The following is a 20983-nucleotide window of genomic DNA, read 5'->3' on the forward strand; positions in this document are numbered from 1 at the left end:
AAGATGAGTACGATAGAAAAAATACAAGAAGAATTAGATGTGCTAGTACAAGAAACTAGTCAGCATGAAATTATTTTGTATAATGATGATGTAAATACATTTGACTTTGTAATAGATAGTTTAATTGATGTTTGTGATCATACTTTAGAACAAGCAGAACAATGTACAATACTTGTGCATTATAAAGGTAAGTGTGCTGTTAAAACAGGAGAATATAAAGATTTAGAACCAAGATGTTCTAAATTGTTAGAATTAGGTTTATCTGCTGAAATAGTATAACATGGAGAATGTACTTAAGTACTACGATTTTTCAGAATTTTCTGAAGATCAATCAAACACTTTTTCTGGAAACGAAATAGCTTTTACAGAATTGAATAGCGAACATTTTTTAATTTTTGAAAAAAAAATAGATGGCTATAATTTATATGTTTCCAAATTCTTGTCTAAGAAAGAAGTAGGGGTGAAGCCCCCAGAAATACTAGAGTTGTTGGTAGAAAACTACGATAAATCTATACCCGAACATAGAATAATTTTAAGAAAATATCTTCACTAAAAACTCAATTAAATTGAGTTTTTTCTTTTTATAGTGACCAATCAAAAAAAGATGTGTCTTATTTAATGTAACAGTATAATAACTGTTTTAAAATTAGATAAGTTCATTGAAAATATATAGTAATTCCCAAATTACAATTTTATAATCCCTAGTTATAGAAATATAACGGCACTTAAAGTATAGTAGTTAGTAGTAGTTAAAAATAGTAGTAGTTAGTTTTTATACTAAGTTTGGTTAGACAAGGAGATTTAAAATATTTTATTTCGAATCTCCTTTTTTTGTGACCAATTAAAAAAAAGTGTGTCAAATAAATGTAACAGTATAATAACTGTTTTAAAATTAGATAAGTTCATTAACAATATATAGTAATTCCCAAATTACAATTTTATAATCCCTAGTTATAGTAATATAACAACACATAAAGTATAATAGTTAGTAGTAGTTAAAAATAGTAGTAGTTAGTTTTTATACTAAGTTTGGTTAGACAAGGAGATTTAAAATATTTTATTTCGAATCTCCTTTTTTTGTGACCAATTAAAAAAAAGTGTGTCAAATAAATGTAACAGTATAATAACTGTTTTAAAATTAGATAAGTTCATTAACAATATATAGTAATTCCCAAATTACAATTTTATAATCCCTAAGTTATAAAGATGTAAAAAACACAAAAAAGTGTTTAAATAGTTAATAGTAGTTAAAAATAGTAGTAGTTAGTTTTTATACTAAGTTTGGTTAGACAAAGGGGCTTTGACTTTTAAAGTCCCTTTTTTAATAACTATAATAAAAGAATAATGATTTTTAAATTTTCAAGAATATAAAATAAAAATAGTAGTAGTTAGTTTTTATACTAAGTTTGGTTAGACAAGGAGGCTTCAATTAATTTTGAAGTCTTCTTTTTTTGTTTAGTAGTGACTTTTTATGTTTAAATGTGTCATAACTATATAAAAATATAATTAAAATAAAACTAGGTAATCCCCAATACCTTAATATAATCCCCAAAACCAAGAGCTTCTTCCCCCAGAGAATTTCTCTTCTAAAGAAGAAGCTCATATTGTAATAACAAGAGTAATAGAAAAAAGTATAAATAATTTAAGTTTGGTTAATTGTTAAAAGATCTCATTTTGAGATTTTTTTTTGCTTTTTATGAATTTTAAAGTAGAGTTTTTTATTTATTTCCTATTTTTTTGATAGGTTTTATAGGATTTGTTTTAGTGATGCTTTTTAATGTTTGTATCGTTAACTAAATGTTAATTTTAAATATTAGTGTTAATTTAAGTTGCAAAATGAAATTGAAAATGAATAAGTTAGTTGTCAAATTATATACTATTGTAGGATAATTGATTACTGTTTTTTTTAGATAAAAATGTTAAATTTTTATCTATCTTGTTGTTTTATTAACATTTAAGTAAATCTTGTGAAATAATATATAGATGTTAAAATGGTAAAAAAAAAGTTATAATTTCGTTAAAAATTTAATTATTAACCATTAAAAAACAATTTAAAGATGAAAAAAATGAAATTCTCCCGAGTTGCATTATTATTAATTGGTGCGAGTTTTTTCGCATGTCAGTCAGAAGACAATAATCAGCCAGAAGCTGTAGCTGATAATGGTATTTCTTCTACTCTTGTATCAAGGTTAGCAAATTTTGATATGAATACAAATAACGTAAAGAAAGTTGATTTTGTGTTGCCTTCTGGTGAAACTACTCCTATGTACCAGGTTGAAGGTGATATTCATATGACTGAAGAAAAAATCAACAGTCTTCCTAATTTACAAGATCTTTCAGGAAGAAATTATTACACTAACAATTTAGTGGCTCAAAATACTGTTATTGATATCATCGGGTACACTGGTGGTGGAGGTTTTGGTTTGTCTAGTAAGGCAAGAACAGCTTTACAATGGGCTGTGAACAATTATAACAGATTAAATTTAAGTATTAGATTTAACTTAACTTTTGGAACTAATTATCAACCACAAGACATGGTAGTTTACAATAATCCTAACGAAAATGGTTCAGGAGGTTCTGCTGGTTTTCCTTCTGGAGGAAACCCATTTAAGTTTGTTCAAATTTTCGGCTTAGATGGTTTTACAACTAATGTAAATGAGCATGTAATTACTCATGAAATAGGTCACTCTGTAGGTTTCCGTCATACAGATTATCAAACAAGACAAAGTTGTGGGCAAAATGTAAATGAAGGTAGTGCTGGTGTTGGAGCTAATCCAGTACCTGGAACTCCTGCTGGATATGATCCTACTTCAGTTATGATTGCTTGTTTTAATTCAAGTGATGATGGTGAGTTTGGTCCAAACGATATTATTGCATTACAGTATTTATACTAAGTAGTAATTTATATTATTTATAAAAAAAATCCTGAGAATTATTTCTCAGGATTTTTATTTTTAATAAAATACTTTTTGTGAATAATCTACTATTCTCAGTAGTTTATCTAATAATTTAATGTTTATTTGAGGGTACTTAATGTCGTTATATTCATTTTTAATAGATAAGTTTATGTCCTCAGGTACGACTTCTTTTTCTGTATTATTAAATTTTAAATAGTATTTTCCTTCTCTTAATGCTAATTCAGCTGTTTCTACGACTAACTCATTCTTATTTTCATCAACAAGTTCTATCTTAATAAATTCAACCTTTTCCACTTCATAAATGTCTACGTTAATTTTATATTCAGAGTCTGTTTTTTCAACAAAAGAATAAAATATAGATCCTTCTCTGTTTTGACTAAAAAGTCCAATAGAAATGAAAAGGAAATAAATGATAAAAGTAATTTTCTTCATTTTGATTTAATTTATTTATGATGCAAATTTATAAAAGTTATTTATACATCTGTTTTTAGATATATAAAACTATAAGCTAACTTCATGCCAAAGTAAAATTGATTTTTCTGTTTGTTGTAATTTAATAGAAAAAAGTCTTGCTTTATATAAAGCAAGACTTTTAAGATAATTATTAATAAAGAAAGTATAAAATTTGTTTTTATTGTACAGCTTTTAATGCGTTGATATTTCCATAACCAAAACTAGAGTTTCTGTTAGGATAAAATTCTCCAGCTCGTTTCATTTTATCTAATACTTGTGCTCTAGTCCATGTAGGATTTTTAGACCATACTAAAGCCGCAATACCAGCAGTTGTAGCCGTTGCTACAGAAGAACCTCCTACATAATTTGCAGCATTATCGTAAGAACTTAATACAGGAACAAAATTTCCTGAATTTCTTTCCATTTCAATTGTGAAATCTATTTTAGAACCAGAATGACAGTTCCCACATCTTTCATATCTTCCTTCTTTTAAACCAGTAACAGCAACTGTTTCATCCATACTAGCAGGAAAAATTACTCCGTACCAAGTTGTTAAAGAAGTAGAAGTACCACCAGCAGCTATAATCATTTTTCCTCTATTATAGGCATATCTAACTGCATCTTTTACTCTTGAAATACTAAAAGGAGAACCTATTGACATTGAAATTATTTTCACATCACTTCTATTACCTAAAGCAGTTAATGCTTCAGCAACACCTCTTTTTTCATGATAATCATCTATCAATACATTTTGTACAGCTCTATAACTAACTAAGTTCGCGTTATATGCAACTCCAACAGGTAAATTATTACCATTTCTAGGAGCTGTAGCCACAGATGCCATACTAGTACCATGTCCGCATTTATCGTTAACACCATCATAATTATTCGACCAAGGCCAAATTGAATCTACAAAAGTTCCATATTTTTGTACTGTTCTACCAGAAGATTGTCCTGTGTTGAAGTTTTGATTCATAAATCTTTGTCCAGAAGATAAGCCAGAATCTATAACGGCAACTGTTATTCCTCTACCAGTGCTATAATTCCAAGCAGAAGGAATATTGTGAATGTCAAAATTCCAAGGTACTCTAGCAGCAGGAGATACGGTTCTATAATCAGCAGAAGCAATACTTTGTGATCTGAAACCACACCCAAATCCTTCACCAGATCTTGCGCTTAATCCGTTATCTTCTTCAAGTTTATAAGAAGCAGGTTCCAAATAGCGAACAGTTTGGTCAGCTAATAAAGCTTCTATAGTTGCAATATTTTCAACCTTAATATCTATTACATTAATATTATCATCAATATATAAATCGTCTGTAGCTCTAGAAGCAGTAGAGTTATCTTTGCTTTCAATAGATCTTACTAGATTGATAAGTTTATCTTTAATATTTGTAGAAGCAGTGCTTCTCTGAAATTGTCCAGGATCACTACCATATCCAATGGTTAATAAGTTATTACCATGCTTAACAGCACTCCAGATAGTTTGTGCATTAGTGTCCATCCAGTCGAAATCACCTTTAGTTTCCAATGATTCTTGAATGATTGTGTTGATTTTACTTTTAGAAAGTAATTCTGTTTGTTGTTCAGGAATTGGTTGATCTATAGTTTCGTCATTTTTAGAGCACGAAACTATAACCCCAGCTACCGCTAGGGTAAATAATAGTTTTTTCATTCTTTGAAGGGTTTTTTAATTTGTTGACACGAATATATTAAAAAAATCATAAAAAAATTATCAAATATTTATTTTGAGTATGTTTTTTTGTGTTTTTTGATAAAAAACTTTGTTAAGTGAATGCTTTTAGCTATTGTGTTTATTGATCTAGATGTGTTTTTGTGTTAAAAAAGAATATTTAATAAAAAAAGCATATCTACATTGTTAGATATGCTTTTTTTATGAGTTGTAATTAGTAATATGGTATTTTATTTTTCAAGTTTTACTCTGGTTGGTGTGTCTTTTCCATTTATAATAGATGCAGTTCCTACAAAAACAGCTTTAATAGTTTCAGTTAAAATAGATACGTCTAAAGTTTCGGCTTCATCTGTTACTTTATGATAATCAGGATCAATATCAATTGGTGTTGTAGAGAAAGTATGAGAAGGAACTCCTAATCGAGCTAAAGATGCATTATCAGATCTAAAAAAAAGATTGAAACTTTTATAAGGATCTGGAAATAATTTATAACCAGTACCTTTTAAATTTTTCTGAATAATTTCCCCAAAATTAGATCGTTCAAAACCAGTTAGCCATGCTGTTTTTGGTCCAGTTTTAGGTTCTTTAGCTATTAATTCTAGGTTTATACCAGCTACAAATTTTTTAGGATCAATTTGCTTTCCAAAATATTTTGAACCTATTAACCCCATTTCTTCTGCTGTAAAACATACAAACAATATACTTCTTTCATTATTGTTTTGTTCAGCAAAGTATTTAGCTAAAGTCAAAACTCCAACAACTCCAGAGGCATCGTCATTTGCACCATTATAAATACGATCTCCATCTCCACTTTTTTTAACACCTAAGTGGTCGTAATGTGCAGATACAATAACAATTTCGTCTTTTTTACTTTTTCCTTCTAAAAGACCAATTACATTAAACATTTTTATGCCTTTTTGCTCAAAATTTTGACGGTATGTTTTAAGGTTTTGAAATGTTTTGAGACCAATTTTTTTGTATTCATTTTCTATATACTGGGCAGCTTTTTCAATTCCAGGAGTTCCTGTAGCTCTTCCTTCCATTTCATCAGAAGCTAAAGTATATAAATGATTTCTTACTAATGTAGTATCAATATTTGGTGTTTTTGTTTTTTGTGTGTTTTGTTCTGGAGATTTAGAAAGATTAATTAAAGCTTGATCTTGACCGTTTTCTCCGTTTCCTCCGTTTTTTCCAATTTTTCCATTAGTAGCATTTTCTCCTTTAGTTCCATCTGCGCCATTAGCACTTTTCAAATTAATGGCGCAACTAACCAAAATAGATAAAGAAAATATGAGAGGTAATTTTAAAAGAATAGATTTCATAAGTAAATAAATTAAAAGCTAAAGATAGCTAATATTATTCCTTAAATTTGCCAAAATTTTGATCATGGATTTAAATCTTATACCTAAAATAAAGCATACCCATTCTAATAATTTCTTTTTACTGGCAGGTCCTTGTGCAATAGAAGGAGAGGAAATGGCTTTAAGAATAGCAGAGAAGATTGTTGCTATTACAGATCGATTAGAAATTCCTTACGTTTTTAAAGGGAGTTTTAAAAAAGCGAATAGAAGTAGAATTGATAGTTTTACTGGTATAGGTGATGATAAAGCTTTAAAGATTTTAAGAAAAGTTTCTGAAACTTTTGATGTACCAACAGTTACAGATATTCATGAAATTTTAGATGCTGATAAAGCAGCAGAATATGTAGATGTATTACAAATTCCTGCATTTTTAGTTCGTCAAACAGATTTAGTAGTCGCTGCAGCAAAAACTGGTAAAGTAGTAAACTTAAAGAAAGGACAATTTATGAGTCCAGAAGCTATGGAGCACGCTGTTAAAAAAGTAAAAGATTCTGGAAGTGAAAAAGCTTGGATTACAGAGAGAGGAACAATGTTTGGATATCAAGATTTATTAGTAGACTTTAGAGGAATTCCTACGATGAAAAAATTTGCTCCAACGGTATTAGATGTAACTCACTCATTACAACAGCCAAATCAAAGTTCTGGAGTTACAGGAGGTAGACCAGATATGATTGAAACTATTGCTAGAGCAGGAGTTGTAAATAATGTTGATGGTTTATTTATTGAAACACATTTTGATCCTGCTAATGCTAAATCTGATGGGGCTAATATGTTACATTTAGATTATTTAGAACAATTACTTTCTAATTTAGTAGCAATTAAAAAGCTTGTAAATACTTTTTAATTTTATTTAAATCGAACAAAAACTGGTTTTTCAAAATAATAACTTGGAGTATAAACTGGTGCGTTTGAAGAAAAATTATACCAAGGAGAGATATCTGTATCTTCAAAGTTTTTAAGTAAACAAACACTCTGTGCAGGTGTGTTTCCTTGGGCTAATAAAAAAAGTTTTTCGCCTTTTTCATTACTTACTTCATCTACAATAATTTCGATATGTCCTGGAAATCCAGGTTTTACCAACATATCACCAATTTTAATGTCTTTAATTTTTACTTTTTCAAGTTCATTATGCAAAGAAGCAGTTCCTGAATAGGTATAAATTAAGTTTAAATATTTGTAAAAGTTGGTTTTAGAATAATCAGGTTTCGCTGTTTTATGAAAATTTACCTTGTTACCTTTGATTTTTGGTCTATAACCAGCAGCGTATTGTTTCCAAGAACAATAATGACCAGAAGTAAATTTAAAACCTATTTCATCTTTCCTGTTTTGATTCCATAAATACTCAGACCTAATTCTCATTAAAGCATCTGCACATTGTTGCAAACCATTTTTAGGAACTGGAACCTCTAAAATAGCATCGTGCCAATCTTGAGCAAAATATTTAGAACCATCGTAATTAATGATTTCAGAACCGTGTTTCTTTAATTTATAGTTTCTTAAGTAGTATTGAAAAGAGTTGTTTTTTATAGTATTTCGCTCATAACCTTTAGGTGGTTTTATACGAGATTTAATTGTTTTTCCATCTTTATTAATTAAATTTTCTTTAGGTAATGAAATAAAGGCTTCAATTTGATTAGTGTATTGTTTTCCCTTCGGATTCATTCGCATTAAAATAAATAGTATTAGTACTGATGCGACAATTAAAAGAAGATTTTTTTTCATAGCTTATTAAGATTCATTTTTGCTTTCTAAATTAAAGAATATTTTTGCATCCATAATTTAAAACAGAATGAAAATAAAAAATATTGTAATATTCATCGTTGTAAATTTCCTTTTCCTTAGTGTTTATGCTCAAAAAGAAAACGCTGAAATTATGCGTTATCCGAGTGTATGGAAGTTTGAAAGAATTTAAAAGAGAATTTGAAATAGTAAATAGTCGATAGATAAACAATCACCTGTAATTGCAATTACAGGTGATTGTTTATCTATAAAATTATATAGCATTTATTCGGATCGTAATGATTTTACAGGATTAGAACTTGCGGCTTGAATAGTTTTTATGCTAATTACTATTAGAGCAAATACAATCATGGTAAAACCACTCACAAGAAAAGTTACAAATCCAATGTCTGTTCTGTAAGAAAAATCTTGAAGCCATTTATGAATCCCGTACCAAGCTACAGGAGAGGCCAATACAAAGGCTATACTAACTAGTATTAAAAATTCTTTACACAAAAGCGTGTTGATTTGTAGTATAGATGCTCCTAAAACTTTTCGCATTCCAATTTCTTTAACACGTCTATTGGTAGTATAAATTACAAGTCCCCATAAACCTAAGCAGCTTATTAAAATAGAAAGTCCAGTAGCCCAGCTTAATAGTTTAGAAATCTTATTTTCTTTGTTGTAAAACTTTGCAATTGTTTCGTCCATAAATTCAATTCGATAATCTTCAACTTCTGTGTATACCTCGCTATAAATTGCTTTAACTTTAGTTAAGGTGGTTTTTAAATCTTCAGCAGATAAATTATGAAATGCTACATGAACAGCCATAAACCTACTATATCTGGATCTATACCAATCTCCTGTAAGAGCTAAAGGAGTAATATTTGATCGAAGCGATTGCTGATTGAAATCAGACATAACACCAACGATAGGAGTTTTTGACCCTCCAAAATCTAAGGATTTTCCAATAGCATCTTCTGGTGTTTTAAATCCGAATGTTTTTCTAGCTGTTTCATTAATAACTAATTCTCTTACAGTGTCATTTCTAAACATTTTACCTGCTAGTAATTTCAGTTCAAATAATTCACCATAATTTGTGTCTCCAAAAATAAATTGAATGTCAGACTGTATTTTTTCATTTCCCTCAGTATACGTTGCAGTAGAAGTGTTATAACTATTAGATGCTGGGGGTACACCACCAATACTTAATTTATTAATCTGCGGAATAGCTTTTAGTTTTTGTAAGTACAGTTCTTTTTTTGCTAATTCTTGTTCTCCTCTTGGATTATAAATAGAAGCAACAGCTTCAGTTTTAAACCCTACATCTTTACTCAATAAGAAATTGATTTGTTTTCCAACCAATAAAGTAGCTATAATAAAAATTTGAGCAATTGTAAATTGAAATATCGTTAAGAATTTTCTTAATAAAGCCTTTTTTTCTCCCGATCCTAAGTTGTTTTTCAATACAGCAATTACATTGAATTTAGATATCACCAAAGCAGGATAAAATCCAGATAAAAAAGTAACAATTAGTAATAGTATAATAATTGCTATTATAATTATAGGGGTTGCAAATAAAGAGAAAGTTAATCCATCTTGAACAAAGTCTGAAAATACTTGAATTAACCATTTAGATAATAATAGTGAAAGCATACCTGACAAAAAAACCAGTAAGAATGTTTCCCCCATGAATTGTATAATTAACTGTTTTCTTGAACTTCCTAAAGCTTTTCGAATACCAATTTCCTTTGAACGTTGTGTAGCTTGAGCAGTGTTGAGGTTAATAAAATTAATACAACCTAACAATAACAAGAAAATAGCAACTAATCCTAGGTTTCTTAATAAAGGTTTACTTGGTTGACTTCTTTCCCAATCATAAATTCCATAACTATTATTAAAGTGAATATCGTTTAAAGGTTGTAATACAAACTCTTTAGATTGATTGTATTTACGAGAAAATTCATCTAAATGTTTTTCTGCTAAATCGTTTAATTCTTTTCGTATCTGTTCTAGGTTTGTACCAGAATATACTTTTAAATATAATTGAGAACTTGAGTTTGTTGCATTCCAGTTTTTGTTTATAAAATCATCTCTTAAACGAGTATTTAAAACTGTTGGTCTTGATATAAATTCTTGGAAAATAAAGTCGGTTCTACCTTTTAAGTTTTCTACAATTCCACTAACTTTTATTTGTAAAGAATCATTATAAACTAAAGTTTTTCCAATTATTTGAGATGGATTTAGCTTTGGAAAATATTCTTTGGCTCTTGTATCTGTTAAAATTACCTGATTAGGATTAACCAAAGCTTCATTTTTATTTCCCGCTAGAAAATTATAGTCAAAAATATCGAAGTATTCAGGTGTGGTGAAAATGACATGATTTGGCCATTTTTTAATAATATTTTCTTCTTTGTTTTCTACAATAGAAGGACGTTCAATTGTAAAACCATTAATAACTTCAAAGTTAGAATTTTCTTTAATAGCATCTTCTAAAGCTAGAGTAACTCCAGAATTAAAAAACTTTCCGTTTGGACCGCTAAAGTTAGAAACGACTCTATAAATTCGATCACTGTCTTTATGAAAATTGTCAAAAGTAAAATCATAATAAATCATTAAGCCTATAATAAAAGAGGCGCTTAAACCTATGGTAAGTCCAATAACATTTATAAATGAAAACACTTTGTTTTTCATAATATTTCTCCATGCTATTTTAAAATAATTTTTAAGCATAACGTAAGGCTTTGTTTTTAAAGGTTAATAATTAAGCTAAAATGTTTTCAGTTATTTTTTGTCCGTCTAACATTCGAATAATTCGATGACTATATTTAGCATCATGTTCGCTATGTGTTACCATAACTACTGTAGTTCCAGACTCATTTAAATCAATAAGTAAATCCATAACTTCATTACCATTACTACTATCTAAGTTACCAGTAGGTTCATCTGCTAGAATTAATTTCGGATTATTTACAACGGCTCTAGCTACTGCAACACGCTGTTGTTGTCCACCAGATAATTGCTGAGGAAGATGATTTCTACGATGCATGATTTGCATTTTTTCTAAAACTTCTTCAACTCTTTTTTTACGCTCCTTAGCTTTTACTCCGGTGTAGATTAAAGGCAATTCTACATTTTCAAAAACAGTAAGTTCATCAATTAAGTTAAAACTCTGAAAAACAAAACCAATATTATGTTTTCTTAAGTTTGCACGTTTACGTTCGTTGTAGTCAGAAACTTCTATTCCATTAAACTTAAAGCTTCCACCATCTGAATCATCTAATAAACCAAGAATGTTAAGTAAAGTAGATTTCCCACATCCTGAAGGTCCCATTATAGCTACAAATTCACCTTCTTTAACTTCAAAAGATAATTTGTTTAAAGCAATAGTTTGTACTTCTTCGGTTTTGTAAAATTTTTGTAAGTCAGTAATCTGTATCATAATACTTTCTATTTAATATTTTTTTATTGTAAAATCAATTCTTCTACGTCTTTATAAGCTTCATAACTAGAGGTAATTACTTTATCACCTGGAGTTAAACCGTTTAAGATTTCGTAAAATCTGGTGTTTTGACTACCTAATTGTGTGGCTATTTTGTAAGCTCTTTTTCCGTCTTCACTAACTTTAAAAATCCAATTTCCATTAGTTTGCTGATAAAAACTTCCTTTAGGAACAAGTAAAGCTTGTTTTTCTGCACTTAAAGCTACTTTTATTTGTAGGTTTTGTCCTCTTCGAATCCCTTTAGGAACTTCCTTTTCAAATTTCATATCTACTTGAAATTTTCCATTATTAACTTGAGTAAAAACTTTTTTAATGACTAAGGTATATGTTTTATTATGAAGGATAACACTTCCTTTTTGCCCAGGATATATTCTAGAAATATAATGCTCATCCATAGCAATTCTAACTTTATAATCAGAAGTAACATCAACTTGGCCTAAACGAGTTCCTTTATTAATTGATTGTCCGATTTCTGTATCAAAAGAAGTAAGTTGTCCATCAATAGGAGCACGAACAATTAAATCACCTACTTTTTTACGCATCAGTTCTAAAGCATTTTGAGTTCTTCTGTAGGAACTTTTGGCTTTGTTGATTTCTAAACTTGAAGCAATAGAATCCTCAGATAAAACTTGTTTTGCTAATTTTAATCGTTCTTTTTGATAGTTGTAATTATTTTCAGAAGATTCAAAATCTTGACGAGAAATTACTCCTTTTTCATATAGTTTCTTGTTCAATTTGTATTCTCGAGTAGCTTCAATATGACTACTTTCTACATCAGTATATCTATTTTTTCTATTGATGGTGTTTTGACGAGCAGCATTTTGAGAAATTTGCATTTGCGTTAATAAATTGTATACAGAAGTTTCTTGGTTAATCAGGTTTAATTCTAAATCTGTATTAGAAAGTTTCAAAATAGGCTGTCCTTTTTTTAGTTTAGCTCCGTCTTCAACAAATTTTTCAACAACATTACCACCTTCTAAAGCATCTAAATAAATAGTTGTGATAGGTAATACAATTCCGTTAACAGGAATATTTTCTTGGAAAACATCATTAATTACAGTACTCACAGCTATACGTTCCTTTTTTACATTTAATTTAGTAGTTCCAGATGACTGCTTAAAAATGTATAATAGTAATGCAAGAAACATAATCACACTAGCTACAATAGCGATATGTTGATTTGAGAATTTTTTCTTTTGAAGTTGAATGTCCATTGTAATAACTTTTTCGTTATTCGTTTCATAGTCAATATGATGCCAAAAACAAAATTACCTGTATATCAGTGGTTTAAGTTTTTTTATTTTCTTTTAAGTGTTCGTTTTTGATACACTAAATGTTCAAAAGTGTACACTTTTATAAATCAAGTTTTTTTGTTTTTCTAATTTTTAAAACCTTAGTATAAAATTGTAATATTGTGGTAATGGTATTAAAAAAAGCTACAGTTTTAGTTATAGATGATGATGCAGATGTACTTACTGCAATACGTTTGCTACTTAAACCTTTGGTGAAAACAATAGTCACTGAAAAAAATCCGAGTAATATAATTTCACAAATAGAAAAAGCTAGTTATGACATTGTAATTCTTGATATGAATTTTAATGGTTTAGTAAATACTGGAAATGAAGGGATTTTTTGGTTACGAAAAATAAAAGAATATCAACCAGAAACAGCAGTTATTTTAATGACAGCTTATGCTGATATTGATTTAGCTATACGAGGTTTAAAAGAAGGAGCATCTGATTTTTTAATGAAACCTTGGAAGAATGAAAAATTACTTGATGCAATTGCTACAATTGTAGATAAGAAAAAGGTGAAAAAAGTTCTTCCTTTACAAACAAATACTACTGCTATTATTGGTGAAAGCGAAGTCATGCAAGATGTTTTTACTAAATTAAAAAAAGTAGCACCGACAGATGCAAATGTTTTAATTCTTGGAGAGAATGGAACAGGAAAGGATTTAATTGCAAGAGCACTTCATGATAATTCTAATAGAAAAGATAAGCCATTTGTGAAAGTTGATGTTGGAGCATTAACTACAACGCTTTTTGAAAGTGAATTATTCGGATATAAAAAAGGAGCCTTTACAGGAGCAAATGAAGATAGAATTGGACGGTTCGAAGCAGCAAATGGAGGAACCTTATTTTTAGATGAAATTGGAAATATTTCTTTAGGTCAACAAGTACGATTATTAACTGTTTTACAAAATAGGTGTATCACTCCTTTAGGGGCTAATAAGGAAATTCCAATAGATATTCGATTGATTTGTGCAACCAATGTAACTCCTGCTGAGTTAGCAGATGAAAGCAAGTTTAGAAAAGATTTAATTTATAGAATTAATACAGTTGATATTATAGTTCCTCCATTAAGAAGAAGAGGTACAGATATAACAATGTTATCTAGGCATTTTGTTGCACATTATTCAGAAAAGTATAACAAAAGTACTTTTACTTTCGATCCAGCTTTTATTAGCAAGCTTAAGAGCCACGATTTCCCTGGTAATGTAAGAGAATTACAGTATGTTTTAGAACGTGCAGTAATTATGACAGATGGATCTGTTTTAAAACCTGAAGATTTGGTATTTTCTTCTATAGAGCGATCTGTAACCCAAAAAACTAGTGAAAATGAAAGCTTGAATTTAGAAGAAGTAGAAAAGAAAGCAATTCTTACAGTTTTAGAAAAACACCAAGGTAATATTTCAAAATCAGCAAAAGAATTAGGAATTACTAGAGCAGCTTTGTACAGACGATTGGCTAAATATGAATTATAAAAGTTTCATTATAAAAATATTCATTAGAGTTATACTTATGGTAAGTTTAATTCTAACGCTAGTATATTTCTCATATAGAAATGAGTTTACTTACGCGATTGTCTTAGGTATAGGATTATTCGTGATTATATATAACACATATACTTTTATAAAACGTCGTTTTTTAGTTATTGAAGACTTTTTTAATGCGGTTAAATATCGTGATTTTTCTAGAGGTTTTTCTGAAGATGTAGCCGCTAAAGATATTCGTTTTTTGTATAAAGGTTTTAATCAAGTTCATCAAACGATCAAGGAAATTAATGCGCAAAACCATGCACAATATGTATATCTTCAAAAGATATTAGAAATGGTAGATATTGGTATTATTGCTTATGATTTAGAAACCGGTAATGTATTGTGGAGTAACGATTCTTTTCTTAAGATTTTAGATGTTCCTTCATTTAAAAATATCAGTTTTATAGAACGAAGAAAACCAGAGTTATTCACTACAATTTTTGAGACTTTTCACAGAGAAGGAGATTCAGTAATTATAACTTCTGAAAATGAAAAAATAAAGACATTAGTTTCTGATACAATTTTTGAAGTTGAAGAAGACACATTTAAACTTTTGGTAATTCAAAATATAGATGATACACTAAATAAAAATGAGTCGGAATCATGGAAAAAATTACTGAGTGTAATGACACATGAAATCATGAATTCTATTACACCGATTGCATCTTTGGCAAATACTTTGGAGAGAAATCTTGAAGATTTAATTCTGAAAGAAAAAGATGAAGCTACAGAATTGATAGATTTAAACGCTGGAATTAAAACCATAAAAAATAGGAGTGAAGGTTTATTAAAATTCGCAAAAACTTATCGTAGTCTTAATAAAGTAACCAATCTAAATAAGCAAAAAATAAGAGTTACAGAGTTGTTTACAAATATCGAATTATTAATGCAACCTTCTATCGAAGCTAAAGGAATACAGATTGATTTTATCAATACAAATGAACGTTTATCATTACAAATCGATGTTCATTTAATAGAACAAGTATTAATCAATTTATTATTGAATGCTGTCGATGCTTGTAAAGAAAAAAAAGGTGCACATATTCGAGTAGAAGCTATTGAAAATGTAAATAGAAGTATAATTATTAAAGTTTACGACAACGGAATTGGAATTTCTGAAGATATACAAGAAAACATCTTTGTACCATTTTTTACTAGTAAGGAAACAGGTAGTGGAATAGGATTAAGTTTATGTAAACAAATTATGTTATTACATAAAGGACGAATACAAGTGAAAAGTAATTTAGGAGAAGGAACTGTTTTTTCTTTGTACTTTTAATGAAGTTTTCTTTTTAAAGGTATAGTTATTGATAAGTGAAGTTTATGATGAGATTATTTACAATTCTTTTTTTTTCAATTTTAGTTGCTAAAGCCCAAGATTTTTCTGAAATAAAAAAAATAACCGATACATATTCGGGTTTAATGACAGCTGAAAAATTAGCAAAAAATATAAATAGAGATTTTAATACAGATGAATATAAAACTAAAGCTTTATATGCTTGGTTAACAAAAAATATTTGTTATGATTTAAAAGAGTTTTACAACCCGAACAGACAAACTAGAACTTCATTTAGATATCGAACAGAAGAAGAAAAACAGCAGAAAATTAAAGCTATTAACGAAAGAATAGTGAAAAAAACATTGACTTCTCGTAAAGCTGTTTGTGAAGGTTTTGCTAGAACATTTGCTCAAGTTTGTACACTTTTGAATATTGAAAATGAAGTTGTACCAGGGTATGTGAGAAATTCATTTCATGACATAGGAAAGCCTCAAAGAAGTGCAAACCATGCTTGGAATGCAGTTAAAATTAATAAGAATTGGGTTTATATAGATGCAACTTGGGGAGCAGGAGCAGAGTTTAATGGAAGATGGATTAGAAAATTCAATCCGTATTATTACAATATTCCTAAAGAAAAGTATTTCAAAACACATTTACCAGAAGAAAGTATTTGGAGATTGCGAGTAGGAAGAATTACAAAAGAGGATTTTTATAATCAACCTATTTTGAGTAATAAGTTTTTAAATTCAGGAATGGATTTAGTAGAACCTGAAGGTATTTTAAAAAGAGATGAAAAAGGAAGAGTGCAAATTAAATTGAATACGATTAATCAACGTTATTTTTTATGGATGGGAGAAGGTTCTCCTTTTATTCCTACACCAATAAAAAAGGAAGGATATTATATTTTAAGAACTAAACCTTCTGTGAATGCAGATAAAATATTTTTCTTACTCGGAAAAGATGTTGCAGCAGAATTTTTAATACAATAAAAAAATCCCCTTGACGAAATCAAGGGGATTTTTATTATTATTTCTTTGCAATAAAATCTTCTTTACTAAGTAGTTTAATTTGCTTTTTATCAGTTTTCAGTTTACGCTTTTCGAATTTTGAAACCTCTTTATTTTTGATTTTTTCGAAATCCTTTTTAGCTTTTTGTAATCGAGTTTCTAGTACTTCTTTATTCTCAAGTTGAGATAAAGAAGGTTTTTCACTTCAATAGTATTTACATACTCTTTTCTTCCTTTTTTAAGTACAACTTTATACCTTCCTTCCTGCAGGTACACCAGGTGCTGTAAAACCACCAAAAGTAAAGTTTTTACCAGCAGCAACTTTTGGGTTTTTCTGTCTGAATCCCCAGTTTACAACATTGATACCTTTTGATTTACCAGGCACAAGAGTAATTAACTCTTTATCATTTTGATCTTTGATAGTTAACGTCATTTTTCCGAGTGTATGACGTTTTTTCAAGTAGTAAATGATTTTAGCAGTAGTACTCGGATTATTACCAACAAATTGCAATTCTGTACTTCCACCGCCAAAACCAACTTGTTCTTTAATAACTGCAGGTTTCATAAATTAAAAGAAACTTTTTTTTGTGTAAGTGTTTTTTTTATTTTTACTTTGTGTTTCAAAGTACTTTAATATGAGTTCAGAAGAATATTTAAAAGACATAACAGAAATCAAGAAATTGATGAATAAATCTTCACGATTTATTTCGTTAAGTGGTTTATCTGGAATTTTAGCGGGAACTTATGCACTAATTGGTGCAGCTTATGCTTATTGGTTAGTTGCAAATAGTGATAGGGGATATTTAATTTTAGACGGTAAAGTTTTTAAGTTAGTCTTATTAGATATGTTTTTAGTGTTGTTTTTTAGTATTGCAACGGCTATTTATTTAACTACACTAAAAGCTAAAAAGAATGGAGAACGTATATGGGATGCAACAACAAAGAGACTACTGTTAAGTTTTCTTATTCCTTTAGTTGCAGGAGGCATTTATACACTCACAATTTTAAATCAACAACGTTATGGACAAACTGGTGCTTTAATGTTGTTATTTTATGGTTTGGCATTAACTAATGCTTCGAAATATACTTTAGGCTATGTTAAATATTTAGGTTATACCGAAATAATTTTAGGATTACTGTGTGCTATTTACCCAGGATACGGTTTTTGGTTTTGGGTTTTAGGTTTCGGAGTAATGCATATTGTATATGGCATTTTAATGTATTTTAAATACGAAAGAAAACAAGAATAGTAAAACTGCATCTTTGAAGAATTTATTAAATAATATAAATAAAGCTTTCGATCATCGAATACGACTAGGAATTATGTCGGTTTTGGTGGTAAATGAGTATGCAGATTTTAAAACACTTAAAGAACTTTTAGGTGCTACGGATGGAAATTTAGCAAGCCATTCTAAAGCATTGGAAAAAGTAGGATTTATAAGAGTTGAAAAACAATTTATAGGTAGAAAACCTAATACAAAATATTACGCAACCAAATTAGGAAAGGAAGAATTTAAGAAGCATGTAGAAGCTTTAGAAAGATTACTCAAAGGAGAGTAAATTTTTTTTGAATTTAAACTTTGAATTTCAAAGTACTTTAAATAAATCGCCAACGGGGAAATTGCTAATAAACTACCCAACTATAAAAAATAGAAGGGTAGTTTTTAAAAAAAGAAAACACATTATTAAAATAAAATAGAAATAAAATGGAAAAAGTAGAAAATCAAGCAAGTCGAGTAGGAAAGTGGGTAAAAGAATCAATTTCAGCAAGAATGTTAATGATTGGAGTATTAATATTGGTTCTTTTAATCCCATTATCATACGTGAAAGATTTAATTAGGGAACGTAAGTACAGGCAGAAAGAAGTTATAGCGGAGATCAATCAAAAGTGGGGTGGAGAAGTGTTGTTATACGGACCAATGTTAAAAATTCCATATAAAACATATAGTGTAAAGAAGATTTATAATCCAGATACCAAATCACATCAAGAGGAAACAATTACGCATATCAACTACGGATACTTTTTTCCTAAAAAATTAGATATTCAAACTACAGTAAATCCTCAGCAAAAGAAGAGAGGAATTTATGAAACTGCTGTTTATGAAAGTGAAATCAATTTAAATGGAAGTTTTACAAAACCTGATTTTAGCGAAGTTGATATTAAAGAAGAGGATATTTTATGGGAAAAATCTCGTTTAATCATAGAAACATCAAATTTTAAAGGAGTAAGTAGTTTAGTAGAAATTATGTTTCATAAAAATACCTATGCTTTCGAATCTAAATATGATGGTAAAAGAAATGTATCTAGAGGAAAAGTTTATGAACATTCAGCAAACGATTATAGTTATGTTGGTTTACATAAGTTAGAAAGTAAATCTATCAAAAAAGCAGATTTACCTGTGAGTTCAGATGTGAGTTTTAGTTTAAAAATGAATGTAAACGGAAGCAAACAAATTCGTTTTATTCCTATAGGAAAAGAAACTAGTGTAAATATCAAGTCGAATTGGAAAACAGCCAATTTTCTTGGAGAGTATTTACCTTATAATCCTGATAAAATTAAAGATGATGGTTTTGATGCTAAATGGAAAGTGTTAGATATTAATAGACCATTTCCTCAACAATCATTTAGTGGAATTTTAAATTTAAAAGAGTATGCTTTTGGCGTAAATTTTATGATTCCTGTAGATCAATATCAGAAAAGTGAACGCACAACTAAATATGGATTTTTAGTAATCGGACTTACTTTCTTAGTGTTCTTTTTAATACAAACAATGAGTAAAATTTTAATTCATCCGTTTCAATATTTAATGATTGGTATTGCCTTAGTTATGTTTTATACTTTGCTAATTTCAATATCAGAACACAGTAATTTTTTAAATGCATATTTAATAGCATCTACAGCAGTAGTTTTATTAATTTCTTTATACTCTAAATCAATTTTAAAAGTGCTAAAATTTCCTCTTTTTATAGGAACTTCGTTAACGATACTTTACACTTTTATCTTTGTAATTATTCAGTTAGAAAACTATGCTTTATTAGTAGGTAGTGTAGGGTTATTTGTAATTTTAGCATCAGTAATGTACACTTCAAGAAAAATAGATTGGCAAAATGGATAAGAATAAATTTCGTTTCGATGGTAAAAGTTTTATAATCTGTATAATTCTCTTTTTAGTAGAATTAGCGATAGCAAAAACATCAGGATTTATAAGACACACGTTTGGAGATTTCCTAGTCGTGATTTTACTCTACTATTTTGTAAAATCATTCATAAATGTTGAACCTAAAAAAATAGCTATTGGAGTTTTATGTTTTTCATTCTTAGTTGAAATATTACAGTATTTCAAAATAGTTGAAATTTTAGGTGTACAGGATAACAAACTAATGCGAATAGTAATAGGAAGTACTTTTTCTTTTGGAGATTTAATAGCGTATACATTAGGAATAATCACAGTCTATTTTATTGAAGTGAAAAGAGAAAAATATTTTAAGGAAAATAAATAATATGATTACAAAATATTTAACAAGACAGCAAAATGGCGTTTTAATGCTAGTGATAATGTGTACTTTTTTAGTTTTATTAAGAGTGCAAATCACACAAAGTTTGCTTTTTACATTTATGCTCTGGAATATCTTTTTGGCATTAATTCCGTTTTTTATCACAGAATATGCGGTTAAAAGGGATATTGAAAATAAATCAAAAGCGAAACAATTAGTACTGTTTGTAATTTGGTTATTTTTCTTACCCAATGCACCATATATTATCACTGATTTTATTCATTTAAACACAAGTAGAAAAAATCCACTAGGATGGTTTGATTTGTTGTTTCTGTTTTGTTCGGCAATAACAGGTCTTATGATAACTATGCTAACATTAAAAGATGTATATCAAATTATTGTGAAAAAATGGAGCTTGAAAATAGCAGATGTTTTTATACCAATTGTTTGTTTTCTTTCTGGTTTCGGAATTTATTTAGGACGTTTTCTACGTTTTAATTCTTGGGATATAGTTACAGCACCAATTTCTTTAGTAGAAAAAACAATGTACAGCTTTAAATTACCTAAAGCTTGGTACGTTACTATAGGTTTTGGTATGTTTTTATGGATCTTTTTTTATGCTTTTTTAAGTTTTTTTAAAACTAAAAGAGAAAGTTAAATTATTGTATGTTAGAGTTTACTAAGAGAATAATGATTTACTCAACGTTTTAAGAATGAGAAATAGATGTTAAAAAA

The 20983-nt window shown here is 28.7% G+C and carries 20 protein-coding genes; 12 read left to right on the plus strand and 8 right to left on the minus strand.

Annotation, left to right across the window (positions count from 1 at the left end):
• Positions 1-3: 3 nt before the first annotated feature.
• The 3 genes from ACSIGC_RS15925 (at position 4) to ACSIGC_RS15935 (ending at position 2894) form a co-directional block, all read left to right on the plus strand.
• Positions 4-279: an ATP-dependent Clp protease adaptor ClpS gene (locus ACSIGC_RS15925; RefSeq protein WP_299680178.1), complete on the plus strand. Its 276-nt coding sequence runs from the start codon at positions 4-6 to the stop codon at positions 277-279.
• A gap of 1 nt (position 280) precedes the next feature.
• On the plus strand, positions 281-553 hold the full coding sequence (locus ACSIGC_RS15930; RefSeq protein WP_442265768.1) for a hypothetical protein: 273 nt from the start codon (positions 281-283) through the stop codon (positions 551-553).
• A 1513-nt stretch (positions 554-2066) separates the two neighbouring features.
• The gene (locus ACSIGC_RS15935; protein WP_442265769.1) at positions 2067-2894 is read left to right on the plus strand and encodes a M57 family metalloprotease; all 828 of its coding nucleotides are present in this window, start codon (positions 2067-2069) and stop codon (positions 2892-2894) included.
• A 60-nt stretch (positions 2895-2954) separates the two neighbouring features.
• On the opposite strand, the gene ACSIGC_RS15940 is transcribed toward ACSIGC_RS15935, so the two are convergent.
• From ACSIGC_RS15940 to ACSIGC_RS15950, 3 genes are all read right to left on the minus strand, one after another.
• On the minus strand, positions 2955-3350 hold the full coding sequence (locus tag ACSIGC_RS15940; RefSeq protein WP_442265770.1) for a hypothetical protein: 396 nt from the start codon (positions 3348-3350) through the stop codon (positions 2955-2957).
• Between the two features lie 199 nt (positions 3351-3549).
• A complete protein-coding gene (locus ACSIGC_RS15945; protein WP_442265771.1) occupies positions 3550-5046 on the minus strand; it encodes a S8 family peptidase in 1497 nt (498 codons plus the stop codon).
• A gap of 248 nt (positions 5047-5294) precedes the next feature.
• On the minus strand, positions 5295-6386 hold the full coding sequence (locus tag ACSIGC_RS15950; protein WP_442265772.1) for a M20/M25/M40 family metallo-hydrolase: 1092 nt from the start codon (positions 6384-6386) through the stop codon (positions 5295-5297).
• Positions 6387-6450: 64 nt separating this feature from the next.
• Between ACSIGC_RS15950 and kdsA the strand changes: the two genes are divergently transcribed.
• Positions 6451-7269 carry a 3-deoxy-8-phosphooctulonate synthase gene (gene kdsA, locus ACSIGC_RS15955; RefSeq protein ID WP_442265773.1) on the plus strand — a complete coding sequence of 273 codons (819 nt, stop codon included), beginning with the start codon at positions 6451-6453 and terminating at the stop codon, positions 7267-7269.
• A gap of 2 nt (positions 7270-7271) precedes the next feature.
• Here the strand turns inward: kdsA and ACSIGC_RS15960 are convergent, their stop codons facing one another.
• The 4 genes from ACSIGC_RS15960 to ACSIGC_RS15975 all read right to left on the minus strand — a co-directional run bounded on the left by ACSIGC_RS15960 (position 7272) and on the right by ACSIGC_RS15975 (position 12860).
• Positions 7272-8147 carry a DUF4846 domain-containing protein gene (locus ACSIGC_RS15960; protein WP_442265774.1) on the minus strand — a complete coding sequence of 292 codons (876 nt, stop codon included), beginning with the start codon at positions 8145-8147 and terminating at the stop codon, positions 7272-7274.
• 282 nt (positions 8148-8429) lie between these two features.
• Positions 8430-10877: an ABC transporter permease gene (locus tag ACSIGC_RS15965; RefSeq protein WP_442265775.1), complete on the minus strand. Its 2448-nt coding sequence runs from the start codon at positions 10875-10877 to the stop codon at positions 8430-8432.
• A 31-nt stretch (positions 10878-10908) separates the two neighbouring features.
• Entirely contained in the window at positions 10909-11586 is a 678-nt protein-coding gene (locus tag ACSIGC_RS15970; RefSeq protein WP_442265776.1) for an ABC transporter ATP-binding protein, read from the minus strand.
• A gap of 23 nt (positions 11587-11609) precedes the next feature.
• Positions 11610-12860 (minus strand): efflux RND transporter periplasmic adaptor subunit, encoded by a 1251-nt coding sequence (locus tag ACSIGC_RS15975; protein WP_442265777.1) that lies wholly within the window; start codon positions 12858-12860, stop codon positions 11610-11612.
• 206 nt (positions 12861-13066) lie between these two features.
• Between ACSIGC_RS15975 and ACSIGC_RS15980 the strand changes: the two genes are divergently transcribed.
• The 3 genes from ACSIGC_RS15980 to ACSIGC_RS15990 are packed head-to-tail and all read left to right on the plus strand — an operon-like array spanning position 13067 to position 16735.
• Entirely contained in the window at positions 13067-14413 is a 1347-nt protein-coding gene (locus ACSIGC_RS15980; protein ID WP_442265778.1) for a sigma-54-dependent transcriptional regulator, read from the plus strand.
• Positions 14403-15746 (plus strand): sensor histidine kinase, encoded by a 1344-nt coding sequence (locus ACSIGC_RS15985; protein WP_442265779.1) that lies wholly within the window; start codon positions 14403-14405, stop codon positions 15744-15746. The genes ACSIGC_RS15980 and ACSIGC_RS15985 overlap by 11 nt, the downstream gene beginning before the upstream one ends.
• A gap of 44 nt (positions 15747-15790) precedes the next feature.
• On the plus strand, positions 15791-16735 hold the full coding sequence (locus ACSIGC_RS15990) for a transglutaminase domain-containing protein (RefSeq protein ID WP_442265780.1): 945 nt from the start codon (positions 15791-15793) through the stop codon (positions 16733-16735).
• Positions 16736-17003: 268 nt separating this feature from the next.
• On the opposite strand, the gene ACSIGC_RS15995 is transcribed toward ACSIGC_RS15990, so the two are convergent.
• Positions 17004-17318, minus strand: a complete 315-nt coding sequence (locus ACSIGC_RS15995) for a hypothetical protein (RefSeq protein ID WP_442265781.1) — start codon at positions 17316-17318, stop codon at positions 17004-17006.
• A gap of 70 nt (positions 17319-17388) precedes the next feature.
• Between ACSIGC_RS15995 and ACSIGC_RS16000 the strand changes: the two genes are divergently transcribed.
• The 5 genes from ACSIGC_RS16000 to ACSIGC_RS16020 all read left to right on the plus strand — a co-directional run bounded on the left by ACSIGC_RS16000 (position 17389) and on the right by ACSIGC_RS16020 (position 20906).
• A complete protein-coding gene (locus ACSIGC_RS16000) occupies positions 17389-18003 on the plus strand; it encodes a hypothetical protein (protein ID WP_442265782.1) in 615 nt (204 codons plus the stop codon).
• Between the two features lie 13 nt (positions 18004-18016).
• On the plus strand, positions 18017-18313 hold the full coding sequence (locus ACSIGC_RS16005; protein ID WP_442265783.1) for a winged helix-turn-helix domain-containing protein: 297 nt from the start codon (positions 18017-18019) through the stop codon (positions 18311-18313).
• A gap of 146 nt (positions 18314-18459) precedes the next feature.
• Positions 18460-19869 carry a cell envelope integrity protein CreD gene (creD, locus tag ACSIGC_RS16010; RefSeq protein ID WP_442265784.1) on the plus strand — a complete coding sequence of 470 codons (1410 nt, stop codon included), beginning with the start codon at positions 18460-18462 and terminating at the stop codon, positions 19867-19869.
• Complete coding sequence (locus ACSIGC_RS16015) at positions 19862-20254, plus strand: DUF2809 domain-containing protein (RefSeq protein ID WP_442265785.1); 393 nt, start codon at positions 19862-19864, stop codon at positions 20252-20254. The genes creD and ACSIGC_RS16015 overlap by 8 nt, the downstream gene beginning before the upstream one ends.
• 1 nt (position 20255) lies before the next feature.
• Positions 20256-20906: a DUF1361 domain-containing protein gene (locus ACSIGC_RS16020; RefSeq protein ID WP_442265786.1), complete on the plus strand. Its 651-nt coding sequence runs from the start codon at positions 20256-20258 to the stop codon at positions 20904-20906.
• Positions 20907-20983 lie beyond the last annotated feature (77 nt).

It is taken from the genome of Tenacibaculum aquaeponti, assembly GCF_052084715.1.
Taxonomy (GTDB): domain Bacteria; phylum Bacteroidota; class Bacteroidia; order Flavobacteriales; family Flavobacteriaceae; genus Polaribacter.

Coding starts and splice junctions, on each gene's coding strand:
- ACSIGC_RS15990 (WP_442265780.1), top strand. CDS start 15,791: ATGATGAGATTATTTACAATTCTTTTTTTTTCAATTTTAGTTGCTAAA.
- ACSIGC_RS15980 (WP_442265778.1), top strand. CDS start 13,067: ATGGTATTAAAAAAAGCTACAGTTTTAGTTATAGATGATGATGCAGAT.
- ACSIGC_RS15965 (WP_442265775.1), bottom strand. CDS start 10,877: ATGCTTAAAAATTATTTTAAAATAGCATGGAGAAATATTATGAAAAAC.
- ACSIGC_RS15935 (WP_442265769.1), top strand. CDS start 2,067: ATGAAATTCTCCCGAGTTGCATTATTATTAATTGGTGCGAGTTTTTTC.
- ACSIGC_RS15950 (WP_442265772.1), bottom strand. CDS start 6,386: ATGAAATCTATTCTTTTAAAATTACCTCTCATATTTTCTTTATCTATT.
- ACSIGC_RS16020 (WP_442265786.1), top strand. CDS start 20,256: ATGATTACAAAATATTTAACAAGACAGCAAAATGGCGTTTTAATGCTA.
- ACSIGC_RS15930 (WP_442265768.1), top strand. CDS start 281: ATGGAGAATGTACTTAAGTACTACGATTTTTCAGAATTTTCTGAAGAT.
- ACSIGC_RS16015 (WP_442265785.1), top strand. CDS start 19,862: ATGGATAAGAATAAATTTCGTTTCGATGGTAAAAGTTTTATAATCTGT.
- ACSIGC_RS15940 (WP_442265770.1), bottom strand. CDS start 3,350: ATGAAGAAAATTACTTTTATCATTTATTTCCTTTTCATTTCTATTGGA.
- ACSIGC_RS15970 (WP_442265776.1), bottom strand. CDS start 11,586: ATGATACAGATTACTGACTTACAAAAATTTTACAAAACCGAAGAAGTA.
- ACSIGC_RS15985 (WP_442265779.1), top strand. CDS start 14,403: ATGAATTATAAAAGTTTCATTATAAAAATATTCATTAGAGTTATACTT.
- ACSIGC_RS15995 (WP_442265781.1), bottom strand. CDS start 17,318: ATGAAACCTGCAGTTATTAAAGAACAAGTTGGTTTTGGCGGTGGAAGT.
- kdsA (WP_442265773.1), top strand. CDS start 6,451: ATGGATTTAAATCTTATACCTAAAATAAAGCATACCCATTCTAATAAT.
- creD (WP_442265784.1), top strand. CDS start 18,460: ATGGAAAAAGTAGAAAATCAAGCAAGTCGAGTAGGAAAGTGGGTAAAA.
- ACSIGC_RS16000 (WP_442265782.1), top strand. CDS start 17,389: ATGAGTTCAGAAGAATATTTAAAAGACATAACAGAAATCAAGAAATTG.
- ACSIGC_RS15975 (WP_442265777.1), bottom strand. CDS start 12,860: ATGGACATTCAACTTCAAAAGAAAAAATTCTCAAATCAACATATCGCT.
- ACSIGC_RS15945 (WP_442265771.1), bottom strand. CDS start 5,046: ATGAAAAAACTATTATTTACCCTAGCGGTAGCTGGGGTTATAGTTTCG.
- ACSIGC_RS15925 (WP_299680178.1), top strand. CDS start 4: ATGAGTACGATAGAAAAAATACAAGAAGAATTAGATGTGCTAGTACAA.
- ACSIGC_RS15960 (WP_442265774.1), bottom strand. CDS start 8,147: ATGAAAAAAAATCTTCTTTTAATTGTCGCATCAGTACTAATACTATTT.